At 69.3% G+C, this 16,805-nt stretch carries 12 protein-coding genes; 5 read left to right on the top strand and 7 right to left on the bottom strand.

Annotated elements, in window-relative coordinates; genetic code table 11:
• Positions 1 to 2 precede the first annotated feature (2 nt).
• The 3 genes from hrpA to EV645_RS34940 all read right to left on the bottom strand — a co-directional run bounded on the left by hrpA (position 3) and on the right by EV645_RS34940 (position 5,586).
• Positions 3 to 3,914 carry an ATP-dependent RNA helicase HrpA gene (gene hrpA, locus EV645_RS34950; protein WP_130448339.1) on the bottom strand — a complete coding sequence of 1,304 codons (3,912 nt, stop codon included), beginning with the start codon at positions 3,912 to 3,914 and terminating at the stop codon, positions 3 to 5.
• 322 nt (positions 3,915 to 4,236) lie between these two features.
• Complete coding sequence (locus tag EV645_RS34945; protein WP_130448338.1) at positions 4,237 to 5,103, bottom strand: TIGR03619 family F420-dependent LLM class oxidoreductase; 867 nt, start codon at positions 5,101 to 5,103, stop codon at positions 4,237 to 4,239.
• A gap of 78 nt (positions 5,104 to 5,181) precedes the next feature.
• Entirely contained in the window at positions 5,182 to 5,586 is a 405-nt protein-coding gene (locus tag EV645_RS34940; protein WP_130448337.1) for a universal stress protein, read from the bottom strand.
• 58 nt (positions 5,587 to 5,644) lie between these two features.
• On the opposite strand from EV645_RS34940, the gene EV645_RS34935 reads away from it, so the two are divergent.
• Positions 5,645 to 6,427 carry an LLM class flavin-dependent oxidoreductase gene (locus EV645_RS34935; protein ID WP_130448336.1) on the top strand — a complete coding sequence of 261 codons (783 nt, stop codon included), beginning with the start codon at positions 5,645 to 5,647 and terminating at the stop codon, positions 6,425 to 6,427.
• On the opposite strand, the gene EV645_RS34930 is transcribed toward EV645_RS34935, so the two are convergent.
• Genes EV645_RS34930 through EV645_RS34920 form a run of 3 tightly spaced genes read right to left on the bottom strand, consistent with a single transcriptional unit; the run spans position 6,414 to position 9,710 of the window.
• The gene (locus EV645_RS34930; protein ID WP_242000849.1) at positions 6,414 to 8,018 is read right to left on the bottom strand and encodes an AMP-binding protein; all 1,605 of its coding nucleotides are present in this window, start codon (positions 8,016 to 8,018) and stop codon (positions 6,414 to 6,416) included. The two genes, EV645_RS34935 and EV645_RS34930, sit on opposite strands and share 14 nt — an antisense overlap.
• A complete protein-coding gene (locus tag EV645_RS34925; protein WP_130448335.1) occupies positions 8,015 to 8,893 on the bottom strand; it encodes an SDR family NAD(P)-dependent oxidoreductase in 879 nt (292 codons plus the stop codon). The genes EV645_RS34930 and EV645_RS34925 overlap by 4 nt, the downstream gene beginning before the upstream one ends.
• Before the next feature lie 10 nt (positions 8,894 to 8,903).
• Positions 8,904 to 9,710, bottom strand: coding sequence for an alpha/beta fold hydrolase (locus EV645_RS34920; RefSeq protein WP_130448334.1), 807 nt, complete (start codon positions 9,708 to 9,710; stop codon positions 8,904 to 8,906).
• A 45-nt stretch (positions 9,711 to 9,755) separates the two neighbouring features.
• Here EV645_RS34920 and EV645_RS34915 point away from each other — a divergent pair, with 45 nt between their 5' ends.
• Entirely contained in the window at positions 9,756 to 10,877 is a 1,122-nt protein-coding gene (locus EV645_RS34915; protein ID WP_130448333.1) for a M24 family metallopeptidase, read from the top strand.
• A gap of 3 nt (positions 10,878 to 10,880) precedes the next feature.
• Here EV645_RS34915 and EV645_RS34910 read toward each other — a convergent pair whose 3' ends face one another.
• On the bottom strand, positions 10,881 to 11,864 hold the full coding sequence (locus EV645_RS34910; protein ID WP_198682059.1) for a GlxA family transcriptional regulator: 984 nt from the start codon (positions 11,862 to 11,864) through the stop codon (positions 10,881 to 10,883).
• Positions 11,865 to 11,935: 71 nt separating this feature from the next.
• Here EV645_RS34910 and EV645_RS34905 point away from each other — a divergent pair, with 71 nt between their 5' ends.
• The 3 genes from EV645_RS34905 to EV645_RS34895 all read left to right on the top strand — a co-directional run bounded on the left by EV645_RS34905 (position 11,936) and on the right by EV645_RS34895 (position 15,927).
• Positions 11,936 to 13,210, top strand: a complete 1,275-nt coding sequence (locus tag EV645_RS34905) for an MFS transporter (RefSeq protein WP_242000848.1) — start codon at positions 11,936 to 11,938, stop codon at positions 13,208 to 13,210.
• A 46-nt stretch (positions 13,211 to 13,256) separates the two neighbouring features.
• Positions 13,257 to 13,736: a redox-sensitive transcriptional activator SoxR gene (gene soxR / locus EV645_RS34900; RefSeq protein WP_130448331.1), complete on the top strand. Its 480-nt coding sequence runs from the start codon at positions 13,257 to 13,259 to the stop codon at positions 13,734 to 13,736.
• A 64-nt stretch (positions 13,737 to 13,800) separates the two neighbouring features.
• A complete protein-coding gene (locus EV645_RS34895; protein ID WP_130448330.1) occupies positions 13,801 to 15,927 on the top strand; it encodes a RecQ family ATP-dependent DNA helicase in 2,127 nt (708 codons plus the stop codon).
• Positions 15,928 to 16,805: the final 878 nt, after the last annotated feature.

Genomic DNA, 16,805 nt, shown 5'->3' with positions numbered 1-16,805 from the left:
TCCTAGCTGTCCGCCAGCGCCTTCCGGATCCGCTTCTCCGAGATCGGGTACGGCGTACCGAGCGTCTGCGCGAACAGGCTGATCCGCAGCTCCTCGAGCATCCACCGGACCTCGAGCAGCTCGGGGCTCGGGTACTTGCCGGTCGGAACGGCGCGCAGACGCTTCTCGTACTCATCGGTGAGCGTCTGAACGATCGCCATCCCGGAGCGGTCGCGGGCCGCGTTCTCACCGAGCTTGGCCAGCCGCTGCTCCATGCCGCGCAGGTACCGAGCCAGGTCCGGGAGTCGCTTCGCGCCGGTCTCGGTGATGAAGCCCGGGTGGACCAGCCGTTCGAGCTGTCCGCGGACGTCCGACAACGCCACGATCAACGCCGGGCTCGACGCGCGCGAGATCTGCTTGTCCACGGTCCGCGCATGCCCGAGCACCTGCTCGACCTGCTGCAGGATCGTCAGCACGGTGTCCGCGAGGTCCGACCGTACGGCGTCACGCAGGATCGCGAACGCCGTGAGATTCCACGCCGGACCGCCCGCGGCCGCCATGAGCTGATCGACCGCCGCACCGATCGCGTCGTCGAGCAGTTCGCCGACGTTGCGATGCGGACCGGCCATCAGCGTCATCTTCTGCTGATTGCTCAGATGCCGCTGTACCACGTCGATCACCGAGGGCATCGTGAGCAGCAAGAGCCGGCGCGTACCGGCCCACATCGCGGCGGCCTGATCGCGTTCGGTCTCCTGCAGCCGGATCGCGACGGTCTTGCCCTCGTCGACGAGCGCCGGGTAGCCGGCGACCGTGAGGCCGTTGCGGCGTTCGGAGAAGCTGCGCGGCAGGTCACCGAACGTCCAGTCGGTCAGACCGGACTTCTCCAGCCCGCTGACTGCCTTCGACGCGACCTGCGAGATCGCGGCCGTGGTCTTCGGCTTCAGCTTCTCCTTCAGCTTCGCGAGGTCCTTGCTCTCAGCAACTGTCTTGCGCTTGTCGTCCTCGACCCGGAACGTCATCCGCAGATGCTCCGGCACCCGGCTCCAGTCCCAGTCGCTCGGCTCGATCACGACACCGCGCAGCTCCCGCAGGGCTTGAGCCATCGCATCGGTGAGCGGTCCGGACGCCGGGTCCAGCTCAGGCAGGATCTGCCGGGCGTGATCCGGTGCGGGCACGATGTTGCGCCGGATCGTCTTCGGCAAGGACTTGATCAGGGTGGTGACCAGTTCCTCGCGGAAGCCCGGCACGCTCCACTCGAACCCGTCCGCGGTGATCTGGTTCAGCACCAGCAGCGGAATGTGGACGGTCACACCGTCCGCGTCCGTTCCCGGCTCGAACGCGTACGTCAGGTCGAAGGTCATCCCGTTCTGCATCCAGTGCAGCGGGAACTCCTCCTCGCGGACCTCGGCGCCCTCACGAACGACGAGTGAGCGCTCGAAGTCGAGCAGGTCGTGGTCGCGTTGCCGCGCGGTCTTCCACCAGGTGTCGAAGTGCCGTCCGGTGACGACCTCGGGGCCGATCCGTTCGTCGTAGAACGCGAACAGGGTCTCGTCGTCGACGAGCAGGTCGCGGCGCCGGGTGCGCTCCTCGAGCTCCTCGACTTCCTCGATCAGCTTGCGGTTCTCATGGAAGAACTTGTGGTGTGTGTCCCAGTCGCCCTCGACCAGCGCGTGCCGGATGAACAGCTCGCGCGACACCTCCGGGTCGACCTTGCCGTAGTTCACCTTGCGCCTGGCGACGATCGGTACGCCGTACAGCGTGACCTTCTCGTACGCCATGACCGCGCCGGCTTTGCGTTCCCAGTGCGGTTCGGAGTACGACCGTTTGATGAGGTGCGGAGCGAGATCCTCGGCCCACTCGGGCTCGATCTTCGCGTTCACCCGCGCCCACAGCCGTGAGGTCTCGACGAGCTCGGCGGCCATCACGAACTGCGGTGGTTTCTTGAACAGGCCAGAGCCGGGGAAGATCGCGAACTTGGTGCCGCGGGCACCGATGTACTGGTGCTGGTTGGCCGGGTCCTTCAGCCCGAGGTGCGACAGCAGGCCGGACATCAGCGAGATGTGGACGCTCTGCGGGTCGGCCGGCTCGCCGCTGTTGAGCTTGACGCCGATCTGGGACGCGACCTGGCGGAGCTGCGCGTAGATGTCCTGCCACTCGCGGACGCGCAGGTAGTTGAGGTACTCGCTGCGGCACATCCGGCGGAACTGGTTGCCGGACAGCTCCTTCTGCTGCTTCTTCAGGTAGCCCCAGAGGTTCAGGTATCCGAGGAAGTCGCTGTTGGGGTCGCGGAACCGGGCGTGCTGTTGGGTGGCCTGCGCCTCGGCATCGGTCGGCCTCTCGCGCGGATCCTGGATCGACAGTGCGGACGCGATGACCATGACCTCGCGGACGCACGCGTGCTTGTCGGCTTCGACGATCATCCGGGCAAGCCGTGGGTCCAACGGAATCTGTGCGAGCTGGCGGCCGATCGGGGTGAGCCGTCCGCCCTTCGGGGTGTCGATCGCGCCGAGCTCGGTGAGGAGCTGCAGGCCGTCGGTGATGCTGCGTTTGTCCGGCTCGTCGATGAACGGGAACGCCGCGATGTCGCCGAGCCCGATCGCGGTCATCTGCAGGATGACCGACGCGAGGTTGGTGCGCAGGATCTCCGGGTCGGTGAACTCCGGGCGGTTGTCGAAGTCCTCCTCGGAGTACAGCCGGATCGCGATCCCGTCGCTCGTGCGGCCGCTGCGGCCCTTGCGCTGGTTGGCGCTGGCCTGCGAGACCGGCTCGATCGGCAGGTGCTGGACCTTCGTGCGGTGGCTGTAGCGCGAGATGCGCGCCGTACCGGGGTCGATGACGTACTTGATGCCGGGGACGGTCAGCGAGGTCTCGGCGACGTTGGTCGCGAGCACGATCCGGCGCGCCGAGTGCGACTGGAAGACCCGATGCTGCTCGGCGTTCGAGAGCCTCGCGTAGAGCGGCAGGATCTCCGTCGTACGCCGGTCGCCGCGGAACTTGTCGTTCAGCGCGTCGGCGGTGTCGCGGATCTCCCGCTCGCCGCTGAGGAAGACCAGGATGTCGCCGTCCGCCTCGTACTGGAGCTCGTCGACGGCGTCGAGGATCGCCTGAGTCTGGTCGCGGTCGATCGTCGCCGGGTCCTCGGGGTCGTTGACCGGGCGGTACCGCACCTCGACCGGGTAGGTCCGGCCGGACACCTCGACGATCGGGGCCGGGTTGCCCTTCGCGTCCGAGAAATGCGCGGCGAAGCGCTCCGGGTCGATGGTCGCCGAGGTGATGATGACCTTGAGGTCGGGGCGGCGGGGGAGGAGGCGCTTGAGGTAGCCGAGAATGAAGTCGATGTTCAGGCTGCGCTCGTGCGCCTCGTCGATGATGAGCGTGTCGTACCGGGTGAGGTCGCGGTCGCGCTGGAGCTCGTTCAGCAGGATGCCGTCGGTCATCAGCTTGACCAGCGATCGCTCGCTGACCTTGTCGGTGAACCGTACGGCGAAACCGATCGTCTCGCCGAGCTCCGTGCCCAGCTCTTCGGCGATCCGCTCGGCGACTGTTCGCGCGGCGAGCCGGCGGGGCTGGGTGTGGCCGATCATGCCGTGGATGCCGCGCCCGAGCTCGAGACAGATCTTCGGGATCTGGGTGGTCTTACCCGAACCGGTCTCGCCCGCGACGACCACGACCTGGTTGTCGCGGATCGTCGCCGCGATCTCGTCCTTCAGCTGACTGACCGGCAGCTCTTCCGGGTAGGTGATCTCCGGTACGGCGCTCCGCCGCACCTCGACCCGCCGCTCGGCCTGCTCGATCGCGCCGATCACACCCTGCAGCGCCTGCTCCCGCTTGCGCGCTTCCTTCGTAGTCCGAACCCGCTCCAACCGCTTCCCGAGCTGCTCCCGGTCATACGCCATCAGGTCATCGAGCCGCGCAACAACCTCCGCCAAACTCACCCCGTCCTCGACGGCGGTGTCATTAGAGGGCCCGCGACGCTTGCGCACACCGCCTCCGGTGGGTGGGGTGCTGGAGGAGCCGCCGCTGCGAGCGCCGTTTCCGGTGGGCGGGGTGCTGGGCGAGCCGCCGCGCTGGCCGCGCTCGTCGGTCGAGGGTGCCGGGGTGGCGTTGTTGCCTCCCGTGCCCGGCCTGCGACGACGGCGAGGGCGACGTGTGGCGGCTGGGTCTTGTGAGGGAACTGGGGATGGACTCGGGGACTCGGTCCGGGCATCAGGCATAACCAGTCCAGTTTAGGCGGCCCGCCCCAGCCCCTCATCCGGATTACCGCAGGTGACCCGCCAGCGTCTTCAACGCCGCGACCTGGTCGGGGATCGGCGTGCCGATGAGGTTGAGGTCCCAGTCCACCCGGGTGATCCCTTCGGCGGCCGCCCGCCGCAGGTCATCGAGGATCGTCTCGGGCGTGAAACCCACCGGCCCTTGCAGCATCGGATGCGGTTTCATCGGCCCCGCCCGGAGGACGATCGGCCCGGAACCACCGGCCTCGTGATACCACCCGATCGCCGCACACGTGGACTCCCAGTCGCGATGCGCAAGCGTCAGCCCGTCAGCGATCCGAGCAGCTCGTTCGATCGCCGGCTGCGCGACCCCACCGCCGTACAGCGTGAGCGGCGCCACCGGCTTCGGCCCAAGCGTCGCCATCGGCACGGTGTAATGCTCACCAGCGAACTCGACCGGATCAGGCCCCCAGCAAGCCCGCAGTACGGCGACTGACTCCTCGAACGCCGCCACCCGCCCGCGCGCCGGCACGCCCGCAGCGACGAACTCCTCCGGCAGCCAACCGAGCGCGATGCCCAGATCCATCCGCCCGCCCGAGAGCTGATCGATCGTCGCAACCCGCCGCGCCAGCACGACCGGCTGCTGGAACAGCGGCACGAGTACGGCGGTGTGCAGCCGGACCCGCTCGGTCCGCGCCGCCACGTACGTCAGCGTCTCCAAGGCGTCGTAGGCCGTCTCCCTCGGCAATCCGGCGTGGTTCACCCAATCGGGCGCCGCCGGCACCAGCAGCCGCTCGAAGACTGATACCGCCGCGAATCCGAGCTCGTCGGCGGCCGTCGCGATCTCGACCACCGCATCTGGCCCGCACAGCCCGACCACCGGCAGGCCGACGCCAACCTCGGGATATGACATGCACAGTTCCTTCCGCTCCAGGGCACCCCGAAGGCGCCCGTTCACCTGTGGGTCGGAGCGGGTTCCGCGTTCTTGCGGTCAGTCGTGTGGTGACGGGACCTTGACGGCGAGGACCGGGACGGGCGACTCGAGCAGGACGCGCTGGGCGGTGCTGCCGAGGATCAGTTTGCCGACGGGGGAGCGGCGGCGCAGACCGAGCACGATCAGCCCGACGTCCTCCGCGGCGGCCGCCTTGAGTAGAGCGCCGGCCACGTCGCCTTCGGTCACCGCCTGCTGGATCGTCACCTCGACGCCTTGCTCGCGCAGCCTGGCCTCAGCGGCAGCCATCTCGTCGGCGTTGGCGTAGCGGGCGTCGATGTAGGAGTCGCCGCGGCTGGTGTTCAGCAGCAGGACCGAGGCGCCGCGCAGTTCGGCCTCGGTCGCCGCAGCGGCCAGCGCCGCCTCACCTTCGGGCGTTGGTACGTATCCGACGAGAATCTTCACGGCACCCACTCTCCCATCAATCGCCGCCACCGCAGGACAAGCGGTTAAGGTCAAGCGCATGGTTGAGCTGCAGGTGGTCCTGCCGGACGAGTCGGCAGCGATGCCGCCCGAGCGACTCGTCGAGCTGGCCGTGGCAGCCGAGGAGCTTGGCTACGGTACGGCGTGGTTGCCCGATCACCTGCTCCCGCCGGGCGAGTTCGGCTCGACGTACGGCGGTGTGTACGAGCCGCTCGTGACAATCGGGTACCTTGCTGCGCGCACGAGCCGGATCCGGTTCGGGACATCTGTGCTGGTGTTGCCGATGCGAAGCGCCTTCGTGGTCGCCAAGCAGGCTGCGACGTTGCACCGGCTGTCGGACGAGCGCGTCGTACTCGGGCTCGGGGCCGGTTGGGCGCACGAGGAATTCGCGGCCGTCGGCGTCCCGTTCGAGGAACGCGGGCGGCGTACGGACTCTTCGCTGGAGATCCTTCGCGACCTGTTCGAAGGGCGCGACCGGGGCGGGGTGTTCGAGCCGAAGCTTCGGGCGCCGTTGCCGATCATGATCGGCGGTACGACGACGCCGGCGTTGCGGCGGGCGGCTCGGTTCGGCGATGAGTGGCAGGGGCTCGGACTGGACGGCGCCGGGTTCAGCGCGGCGGTCGCGCGGCTGCGGTCGTTCGGGGAGCGGCAGGTGAAGGTCGGCACTCGGCTCGACTGGTCCGAAGGCGATCCGGGACCTGTTGTCGCGATGGCTCATGAGCTCGCCGAAGCCGGGGCCGAGACGGTCGCGGTGTCGTTCGGGGACGAGGGCGGCGCGCTCGAGCGGATGACGCGGTTCTACGGTCTGTTCACGGCGGGCTGAGTTTGCTGCGGAGGACCTTGCCGGTGGCGTTGCGCGGGAACTCGTCGAGGATGACGATCTGGCGCGGGGTCTTGTAGCGGGCCAGGTTCGCCTTCACGTGCGCGATCAGCTCGTCCTCGGTCGCCGGCTCGCGCAGTACGACGTACGCGACCAGCCGTTGACCGAAGTCATCGTCGGGTACGCCGCTGACGACCGCCTCGGCGACCGCGGGATGCGCCGCGAGGCACTCCTCGACCTCGACCGGGTACACGTTCTCGCCGCCGGAGACGATCATGTCGTCCTCGCGGCCGTCGACGAACAGCCGGCCGGCATTGTCGAGATGGCCGAGATCGCCGGTGCTCATCCGCCCGTCGACCACGGTCTTGCTCGAACCGTCGGAGTACCCGCCGAACACGAGCCCGCCACCCGCGAAGATCCGCCCGGTCGTGCCGGTCGGCACTGCGTGGTCCTGGTCGTCGAGGATCCGGATCGAGCTGCCGAGGCACGGGCGACCGACCGTGCCGGGCGCGTCGAGCAGGTCCGCGGAGTTGGCGATCGTGGCGATGCCGACCTCGCTCGACCCGTACGCGTCGCACAGCACCGGCCCGAACCGCTCGATGAACCGCTCAGCCAGCGGCACACCGAGCTGCGACGCCCCGGAGATCACGGCCCGCAACGAACGCAGGTCGTACTCCGCGATCGCCGTCGGCCCCAACTCCAGCAACCGCCGCAGCATCACCGGCACGGCGACCACCGCACCCGCCCGGTTCCTTTCCACATCGGACAGCAACGTCGCAGCGTCGAACCGCGGCCGCAACACCAACGGCGCCCCGAGAAACAAGGCCAACATCGACGTCAACAATCCAAGCCCATGGAACAACGGCGGCCCGATAATCACCGGCTCACCCGATCGCACCCCGAACCTGCTCAGCGCACTCGCGGTCAGCCCCGCGAGCCCCGCAGCGGTCGGCACCCGCGGCGCTGCCTTCGGTGTGCCCGTCGTCCCGGAGGTCAGAATCGTGATGTGCCCAGCCGAATCGGGCGTCGGCGCACTCGCCGCACGGCTGTCGGCAACTTCCTGGAGATCGGACGTGATCGCCGGGATATCTTCCGGCGCGGCGAACTCTGCGTCGTGGACCAGAAGATCCGGGCGGTGCCGCTCGAGAACAGCCCGCAGTTGAGGTGGAGCGAACTCCGTGTTGACGAACAGCACGTCGGCGCCGATCCGCGACGCTGCCAGGGTCGCCTCCAGGAAGCCGATGTGGTTCCGGCAAAGGACGGCGACCTTGCTGCCGGCAACGATGTCGTACTGCGCGTGCAGGCCGGCCGCGATTCGCTCGCACCGGCGGTCCAGCTCGGCGTACGTGAGCTGGTGATCGCCTGAGATCACCGCCGCACGATCGGGATACCGGATCGCCGCGATCACGCCGAGCGCAGCCATCGACTGGCCCCACGTCCGCAACGCGCGCTCGATCCGCACGAGCTGCGCCGGCCCGGCCGATCGCCAGACGCCGGACCGGATCAGCGCGACCGACAACTCGCCGACGTCGGCCGCGCTCTGGATCAGCCACTCCGGCGGACGGATCGGCCCGATCGGGCGGATCGTTCTCATCGCTTCTTCCCGCCTCCGGTACGCCGGTAGTACTGCTCGAGCAACCGGTCCGTCGGCACCCGCAACAAGTTGCCCACGGCATCGGCCGGGCGGACGAACGGCGGCGTGATGTTGTGCGGCCGCTCCGCCACCGCCGTACACACCTGATCGGCGGCCTGCTCTGGCGTCAGGCCGGGCATCTTGTTCAGCAGGGGCGTCGGCTCACTCATCCGCGTGTGCACCAGTCCCATATAGACGGTCGACGTCGTCACCCCGTCCCCGCGAACCTCCTGCGCCACGCACCGCAGCCACACATCAAAAGCACTCTTCGACGCCAGGTACGCCGACCACCGCGCCATCGGTGGCGTCCGCACCCCGGCCGTCGACACGTTCACGATGTGACCCGACCCGCGCTCGCGCATCGACGGGAGCAGCTCGAGCACAAGCTTCGCCGGGCCGAGGTAGTTGATCGCATTCGTCCGCTCGATGTCGTGGAACCGCTGGTACGTGTCGGCGACCGACCGCCTGATCGACTTGCCCGCGTTGCTCACCAGGACGTCGACCCGCTCGTGCTCGGCCAGCACCGTCCGCACAAGCTCCTCGACCGCCGCAGGATCCGCAAGGTTCGCCGGATACACGTACGCCGACCCGCCGTCCGCCCGGATCTCGTCGGCCACGACCTGCAACTGCTCCTCGGTTCGCGCCACGAGCAACACCGTCGCTCCGGCTGCTGCCAGGCGTCGCGCGGTCGCCTCGCCGATCCCGTACGACGAACCGGTCACCAGGACCACCTTGTCCCGCACGGCCGCGGTCAACCGCTCGTCGGAGATCCTGGTGCGCCCGTTGGTGAGCGCGACAACCAACGGCCACCCGAACGCACGCTTCCCAGTCACCATGCGGCCGACATTACCCGCTGGTAGCCACGCGCGGGAGCCCCTGGCTGACTCTTTGCAACCACTCCCGCACCAGCGCGCCGAGCAACTCAGGCTGCTCGATCTGCAGGTTGTGCCCGGCGACGTCGAGCACGGCGAACGTCGCGCGCGGGTAGTGGGGGAGCAGCTCGTACCAGTCCTCGTAGCCGGTGACAGCGTCCTGCCGCCCGCACAGCACCAACGTCGGCCGGGTGTAGACCGGACCGCTCTCCGGCGCCGTCGACAGCGCCCAGTTCTCCTGGATCCGATCCATCGCAGCCAGGTCTGCGACCGCGAGACCGGGCGCGACATCGGCACGATAGGCGGCCAGCGCGGCCGCGGTCTGCACCACCGCGAGCTCGGTGAAGTCTTCACCCTCGGTCAGCGACTCGAGCACGCCCGGCTCGGTCCGCAGTACGGCGTGCTCGGGCAGCTTCCGGTCCTTGTGCCAGAGCGTGCCGGTCGGGCAGATCAAGCCCATGCCCAGGATCTGCTCGGGGCGCTCGGCGACCAGGCCGCGGGACAGGTATCCGCCGTACGACTCGCCCATGAGCACGAACGGCTCGTCACCGATCTGCTCGTCGATGAACTCCCGGACGGCCGCCATGATGCCGTCGGAGCTGTCGATGTCGCCGGCCGGGCTCTGGCCCATCGCTGGCAGGTCGGGATAGAGCCGCCGGTACCCGGTCAGTTGGCTGAAGATCGGTTCGAGGCAGCCGGTCATCAGCCGGTGGTCCGGAGTCCAGCCGTGCAACGCGAGAACCGGAACGCCGTCGCCGAAGGCCACATGGTGCAGAGTCATGAGAGAGGTTTTAGCAATCGCTCCCGACAGTTTTAGAGTCGACCCATGGCCCGTCGCTCAGCACTCCCTCCGATTCCCGACTTCGCCGTCCTCCGTTCCCGCCTGGATCGCGCCCGCGAGGCCGCGGCAGGCACCGGTCTGGTCATCGCGCCGGGCTCGGATCTTCGCTACTTGATCGGTCAGCCGGGTGGTTCGTTCGAGCGGCTCACCGCGCTGCTGATCCCCGCGGACGGGACGCCGGCGCTCGTCGTACCGAAGCTCGAGGCGCCGGGGTTCACCGGCTTGGAGGAGCTCGGGGTCGACGTCATCACCTGGGTGGACGGTGTCGATCCGTACAACCTGGCGGCCGAGCGGCTCGGTGGCGTCGATCGAGTCGCGGTGAGCGACTTCACGCCGGCGCTGCATGTGCTGGCTATCCGCGACGCGTTGCCGAAGGCCGAGCAGGTGCTGGCCGGGCCGATCGTCCGTGAGTTGCGCATGCGCAAGGACACGGCCGAGATCGAGGCCCTGCGGAAGGCGGGCGCGGCCATCGACAGGGTGCACGCCCGGGTCGGCGAGTGGCTGCGGCCGGGGCGGACGGAGGCGGAGGTGGGCGCCGACATCGCCGCCGCGATCGTCGAGGAGGGCCACACCGAGGCGGACTTCGTGATCGTCGCCAGCGGTCCGAACGGCGCCAGCCCGCACCACGCGCTGTCCGAGCGGGTGATCGAGGCCGGCGACGTGGTGGTCGTCGACATCGGCGGACCCGTTGCCGAGGGCTACAACTCCGACTCCACGCGCACGTACGCCGTCGGCACGCCGCGGGACGCCGACGTGGCCGCGACATACGCCGTACTGCAGGAGGCTCAGCAGGCTGCCGTGGATGCGGTTCGGCCTGGTGTGACGGCGGAGTCGATCGACGCGGCCGCGCGGGACGTGATCGCGGCGGCGGGCTTCGGTGAGTACTTCATCCACCGGACGGGGCACGGGATCGGGCTGGACGTGCACGAGGAGCCGTACATCGTGGCGGGCAACGACCTGCCGCTCGAGGCGGGGATGGCGTTCAGCGTCGAGCCGGGCATCTACCAGCCGGGCCGGTGGGGTGCGCGGATCGAGGACATCGTCGTGGTCACCGCGGACGGCGGCGAGTCGATGAACAACCAGCCCCACGACCTCGTGGTGCTCTGACGTTCAGCCGGCCCGGAAGGTCTTGCGGTAGGCGAGCGGCGAGACACCGAGCTCGGAGCGAAGGTGGTGGCGCAGCGACGCGGCGGTCCCGAGACCTGCTTCGTGGGCGACACGGTCGACAGACAGATCGGTCGTCTCCAGCAGGTTGCAGGCATGCCGCACGCGTTGCTGTAGCAGCCAGGTGCCGGGCGACTGGCCCGTCTCGGCCTTGAAGCGGCGGCTGAAGGTACGCACGCTCATCTGCGCGTACGCCGCCATCGCGGCCAGGCTGATCTCCTCGCCGAGTCGCGCGAGCGCCCACGCCCGCGTCGGCGACGTACCCTCACTGCCTTCCTCTGGAATGGCCCGCTCGATGTACTGCGACTGCCCGCCGTCCCGCCACGGCGGTACGACGCAGTGCCGGGCGGCCCGATTCGCGACCTCGCTGCCGAAGTCCCGGCGGATCAGGTGCAGGCAGAGGTCGACGCCAGCGGCCAGGCCGGCCGAGGTGAGGATGTCGCCGTCGTCGATGAACAGCTTGTCCTCGTCGAGCTTCACCTGCGGGTAGACACTGCGGAACAGCTCGGCCCGCTCCCAGTGCGTCGTCGCGGGCCGGCCGTCCAGGTAGCCGGCCGCGCCGAGCACGAAGGCGCCCGTGCAGATCGAGGCGATCCGGGTTCCCGGGCGGATCGTCTCGAGCGCAGCGGCCAGGTCGTCGGGCAGCGTGCCGTCGTACCGCGGCTGGTGGATGTAGGTGCCAGGGACGATCACCGTGTCGGCATCGGCCAGCGCCTCGGGTCCGTAGTCCGGGATGAGGTTGAAGCCGGCTCCCGCCCGGACCGGGCCGCCGAGGCCGCAGATGCGGACGTCGTACAGCTGCGTGCCGTCGGCCTTGGTCGCCGCGCCCAGCACGGTCGGCGGGATGGTCAGGTCGAACCCGACCACCGGCTCGAGGGCGAGGACGGCGACCACGTGTGGACCGACGGAGGTCAGGTGACGTGGGCTCATGGCCATATTTTGACACATGTTGTCCATCTGGCCACTAGTTCGATGGCGGTCGAACCCGCACCCTTGATCGGGTGACGCAGATTCTCGCGACGAAGAAGGCTCCCCGGGTGCACCTGGCCTGGGCGGTCGCTGTGGTGGGGTTCGTGACCCTGATCGGCGCGGCCGGGTTCCGTTCGGTGCCCAGTGTGCTGCTCGATCCGCTGCACGAGGAGTTCGGGTGGTCGCACGCGACCATCTCGTCGGCGGTGTCGATCAACCTGCTGCTGTACGGCGGCATCTCGCCGTTCGCTGCCGCACTGATGGACCGACTCGGGCTGCGCAAGGTCGTCAGCGGCGCGCTGGTGCTGATCGCGCTGGGCAGTGGTCTGACCGTCTTCATGACGTCTGCCTGGCAGTTGCTGCTCTGCTGGGGGCTCCTGGTCGGCGTCGGCACCGGCTCGATGTCGATGACGTTCGTGGCGACGATCACCGGGCGCTGGTTCGTCCACCGCCGCGGACTGGTCACGGGGATCCTCACGGCCGCCGGTGCGACTGGTCAGCTCGTCTTTCTACCGCTGATCGCGTCCTTGGCGTCGCACCACGGATGGCGGGTGCCTGCACTCGTGGCAGGCGGTGCTGCGCTGGCCGTCGTACCGCTGGTGTTGCTGTTCCTCCGTGACTACCCGAGCGACGTTGGGCTGCGGGCGTATGGCGCTCCGGAGGGGAGTACTGCGGGGCAGCGGGTCGAGACGACAGGTAGCAGTGCAGTGCGAGCAGTGCGTGCGCTGGGGGTGGCCGTACGGCGGCCTGCGTTCTGGCTGCTTGCGGGTGGCTTCGCGATCTGTGGCGCCTCGACGAACGGTCTGGTCGGCACGCACTTCGTGACCGCCGCGCACGATCACGGCATGCCTGCCACGACTGCTGCCTCGCTTCTGGCTCTGGTGGGTCTGTTCGACGTCGGCGGCACGATCTTCTCGGGCTATCTGACCGACCGGTGGGACCCGCGGTTCCTGCTGATCGCTTACTACTCACTCCGTGGACTCTCGCTGTTGGTACTGCCGTCGCTGCTTGGACCGACCGCCGCACCGAGCACGTGGGTGTTCATCATCTTCTACGGACTGGACTGGGTGGCCACCGTGCCGCCAACCGTCGCGCTGTGCCGTGAGTGGTTCGGGCAGGACGGGCCGATCGTGTTCGGCTGGGTGTTCGCGTCACACCAGGTCGGCGCTGCGCTGGCCGCGACCGGCGCCGGTGCGATCCGGGACGCGCAGGGCAGCTACAACCTGGCCTGGTACCTGGCCGGCGGACTCTGCGCGGCGGCCGCGCTGATGTCCGCGAGCATAGGACGCCGACTCGTTACTGCCTGACCTTGTCCGCTAGCCTCGATTTAAGTTGAGGTTGGAGGGATGGGCGATGGACATCGAGCCTGGTGAGCTGACGGTCGGGCAGCTGTCGCAACGCAGCGGCGTGGCGATCTCTGCACTGCACTTCTACGAACGCCAGGGCTTGATCCTGAGCCGCCGTACGTCGGGGAACCAGCGCCGGTACAAGCGGGACACGTTGCGCCGGGTGGCGTTGGTGCGGATCGCCCAGCGGGTCGGCGTACCGCTGGCCGAGGTCGCAGCGATCTTGAAGCTGCTGCCGGAGAACCGGACGCCGACGCGGTCCGATTGGGAGCGCATCTCGGAGTGCTGGCAGGCCGAACTGGACCGTCGGATCCTGCATCTCGAGCAGCTCCGCGACGACTTCAAGGACTGTGTCGGTTGCGGGTGCCTGTCCCTCGATCGATGTGCGCTCGCCAATCCGTACGACGCGTTGGCCGCGAAGGGCCCGGGACCGCGTCGGTTGATGGACAACGAGGGCGAGCCGTGTCATCCGGGGAAGTGCGCCTGAGGTTATCCACAGCTCCGGGGCCGCGGCCAGCGGACTGGGGGTGCGGGCGTCTAGGGTTTCCGGCATGGCCGAGACCGATGGACCGCTTGCTTTGACCGACGACCGCGCGAAGGTTGCCGGCGACGTGATTCGTGCGATCGCTGGTGACGACGCTCGGTTGCGTGCGGATCAGGAGACCGCGGTCGCAGCGTTGTGTGAGCCGGCCGCGCGGGTGCTGGTCGTGCAGGCGACCGGCTGGGGCAAGTCAGCCGTGTACTGGGCAGCGACCGCGATCAGACGGTCGGAGGGCGCGGGGCCGACGCTGGTGGTTTCGCCGCTGCTGTCGTTGATGCGCGATCAAGTCGGCGCCGCGAGCCGGGCCGGGTTGCGCGCGGCGACGCTGAACTCGAACAACATCGATGCCTGGTCAGGTATCGAGCAGGACCTGCGGTCGGGCGCCATCGACGTGCTGCTGGTGTCGCCGGAGCGGTTGGCCAACCCGGGGTTCGGACGGCGGGTGCTCGACGGGCTGGCCGGGCAGGTCGGTCTGCTGGTGATTGACGAGGCGCATGCGGTGTCGGACTGGGGGCATGACTTCCGGCCGGACTATCGGCGGGTGTCCGACGTACTGCAGCAGCTCAACCCGAAGACGCCGGTGCTTGCGACGACGGCCACGGCCAACTCGCGGGTCACCGAAGATGTGGCGAAGCAGTTGGGAGAGTCGACGCTCGTACTGCGTGGGCCGCTCGCGCGGGCGAGTCTGCAGCTTGCCGTCGTGGACAAGCTGTCCCCACTCGATCGATTCGCGTGGGTTGTCGATCAGCTGCCGACGCTTCCCGGGTCCGGGATCGTTTACGCGTTGACTGTCGCGGATGCGCAGCGGTTGGCCTCGCTGGTTCAAGAGGTGCACGGACGGGATGTGCCCGTTGCGGCGTACACGGGTCAACTCGAGGCGGGGGAGCGGGCGAGTCTCGAGGATGCGCTGCGGGCGAATCAGTTGAAGGCGCTGATCGCGACGTCTGCGCTGGGGATGGGGTACGACAAACCGGACCTCGGGTTTGTGGTGCACGTGGGGTCGCCGCCGTCGCCGGTTTCGTACTACCAGCAGGTCGGTCGCGCCGGGCGTGGGATCGATCATGCGGTGGTGGCGTTGCTGCCGTCGGATGCGGACTCGGGGGTGTGGGACTACTTCGCGACGGCGACCATTCCGGTCCCGGAGAACGTGCAGCGGCTGCTGCGGGCGTTGGAAGGGTACGGCCCGGACGAGCCGGCGACTGCGCCCGCGCTGGAGGCTGAGACCGGTCTGCGGCGTACGCGGGTCGAGTTGATGTTGAAGCAGCTGGCCGTGGACGGAGCGGTCGACCGAGTCGAGCGAGGCTGGGTGCGGACCGGAGCGGACTGGAGCTTCGACGCGGAGCATTACGACGGGATCGTGTCGGTGCGGCGGCGCGAGGCCGACATCATGCGCGCATATACCCGGGGTGATCGTTGCCTCATGCAACTTCTCCAGGAGTCGTTGGACGATCCGTCGGCCGAGCCGTGCGGGCGCTGCTCGGTGTGTCTGGGGGAGTTGCCTTCACCGCTGGAGTCGCGACCCGATCCGGAGACTGTGGCGACGATCGTCCGCTTGCTCCGCGGCGAGGTTCACGTCCTCGAGCCACGCAAGATGTGGCCCGGCGGCGCGTTCGGCGCCCGCGGGAAGATCCCGCCCGCGTTGTCGGCCGAGCCCGGCCGCATCATCGTCTACGCCGACGCACCCGAGTGGCGCGAGGTCCTGCAGGGCGCATTCGGCGGGTCGCCTCAGGCAGATGCTTTGGAGGCGCTGAAGGCCGGTGCGGTCGCTGCGCTGTCGCGGTGGCGCGGTTCGTGGTCGGGACGCCCGGAGGTCGTCGTACCTCTAGCCGCCGGCGGTCACCCTGAGCTCACCTCCGCTATGGCCGACCACGTAGCCACAGTCGGCCGCTTGGATCGAGCCGAGCTAACAATCGACCGCACTGGCTACACCGACGACCTGTCCTCAGCCGAAGAAGCCAGACTCTGGCGAGACGGCCTCCAGGTCGACGCGGCGACGGCTCAGCAGATCACCGGCCGCCCGATCCTCCTCCTGGTCGACGCCACCTCCTCCCAATGGCCCGTCACCGTAGCCACGGCCAAACTCCGAGAAGCCGGCGCCACCGCCGTCCTACCCCTCGTCATCCACAAACGCCCCTAACACCCCGCCCCTCCACCAACCCCGCCCCACCTCCGCCAGCCGCGCCCGACCTCCACCAGCCGCGCCCGACCTCCACCAGCCGCGCTGCCCTCCACCAGCCCCGCCCTACCTCCACCAACCCCGCCTTAACACCACCATCCGCGCGCTGCCCGCCACCAGCCGCGCGCTGGCCGCCAACCCGCCTGGGCACTCACCGAAGTGCGGTGCTGGTTGCGGAACCTGAGTCAGGTTGTGGTCGGTGGGGACTTGCTATGTCAGGTCCCCACCCACCGCAAGACGCCTCAGCCCACCACGACCACGCGCCCGCCCCGCGCGGCGTACCCCATGGCACCGCCCACCGCCCGCCGCACCACTGTCTGCCCCGCGCGCGGACGCCACCGCAAGCCCGCGCCCGCCTGCCCGCGCCCGCCTGCCCGCGCCCGTGTGCCCGCTCACGCTCGGCGTACGTGACCGCAAAGCCCGCCCGCCGCACCGCCGTCCGCGGTGGCCTGCCGCCACGCGCGGCCCAGGCCACCGCAAGCCGGCGCCCGCGTGCCCGCTCACGCGCGGCGTACGCCACGGCAAGTCCGCCCGCCGCACTGCCGCGCGGCTGGTCGGAGTGGTCCGAGGCCAGGCGAGGCGTCGCGACTCGCCACTCGGCCCGGCACCGCGGGAGGGCGCGGGAGCACGGAGCGGCGTCTGTGCCGGGATGAGGCATCACCTTGTGCACCAAAGGCGCACCGTCAGTCGGTCTGGGTGCGGTTCCGGTGCACAAGGTGGTGCGGCGGGACCGCTGGCCGCGCGGGACCGCTGGCGGCGCGGGACCGCTGGCGGCGCGGGACCGCTGGCGGCGCGGGAACGCTGGCCGCGCGGGGGCGCTCGGCCCTGAGGCATCACCT

The organism is Kribbella rubisoli, assembly GCF_004217145.1.
Taxonomy (GTDB): Bacteria; Actinomycetota; Actinomycetes; order Propionibacteriales; family Kribbellaceae; genus Kribbella; species Kribbella rubisoli.
Note: the sequence above shows the minus strand (reverse complement) of the source record. Positions and strands in the feature narration are given on the sequence as shown.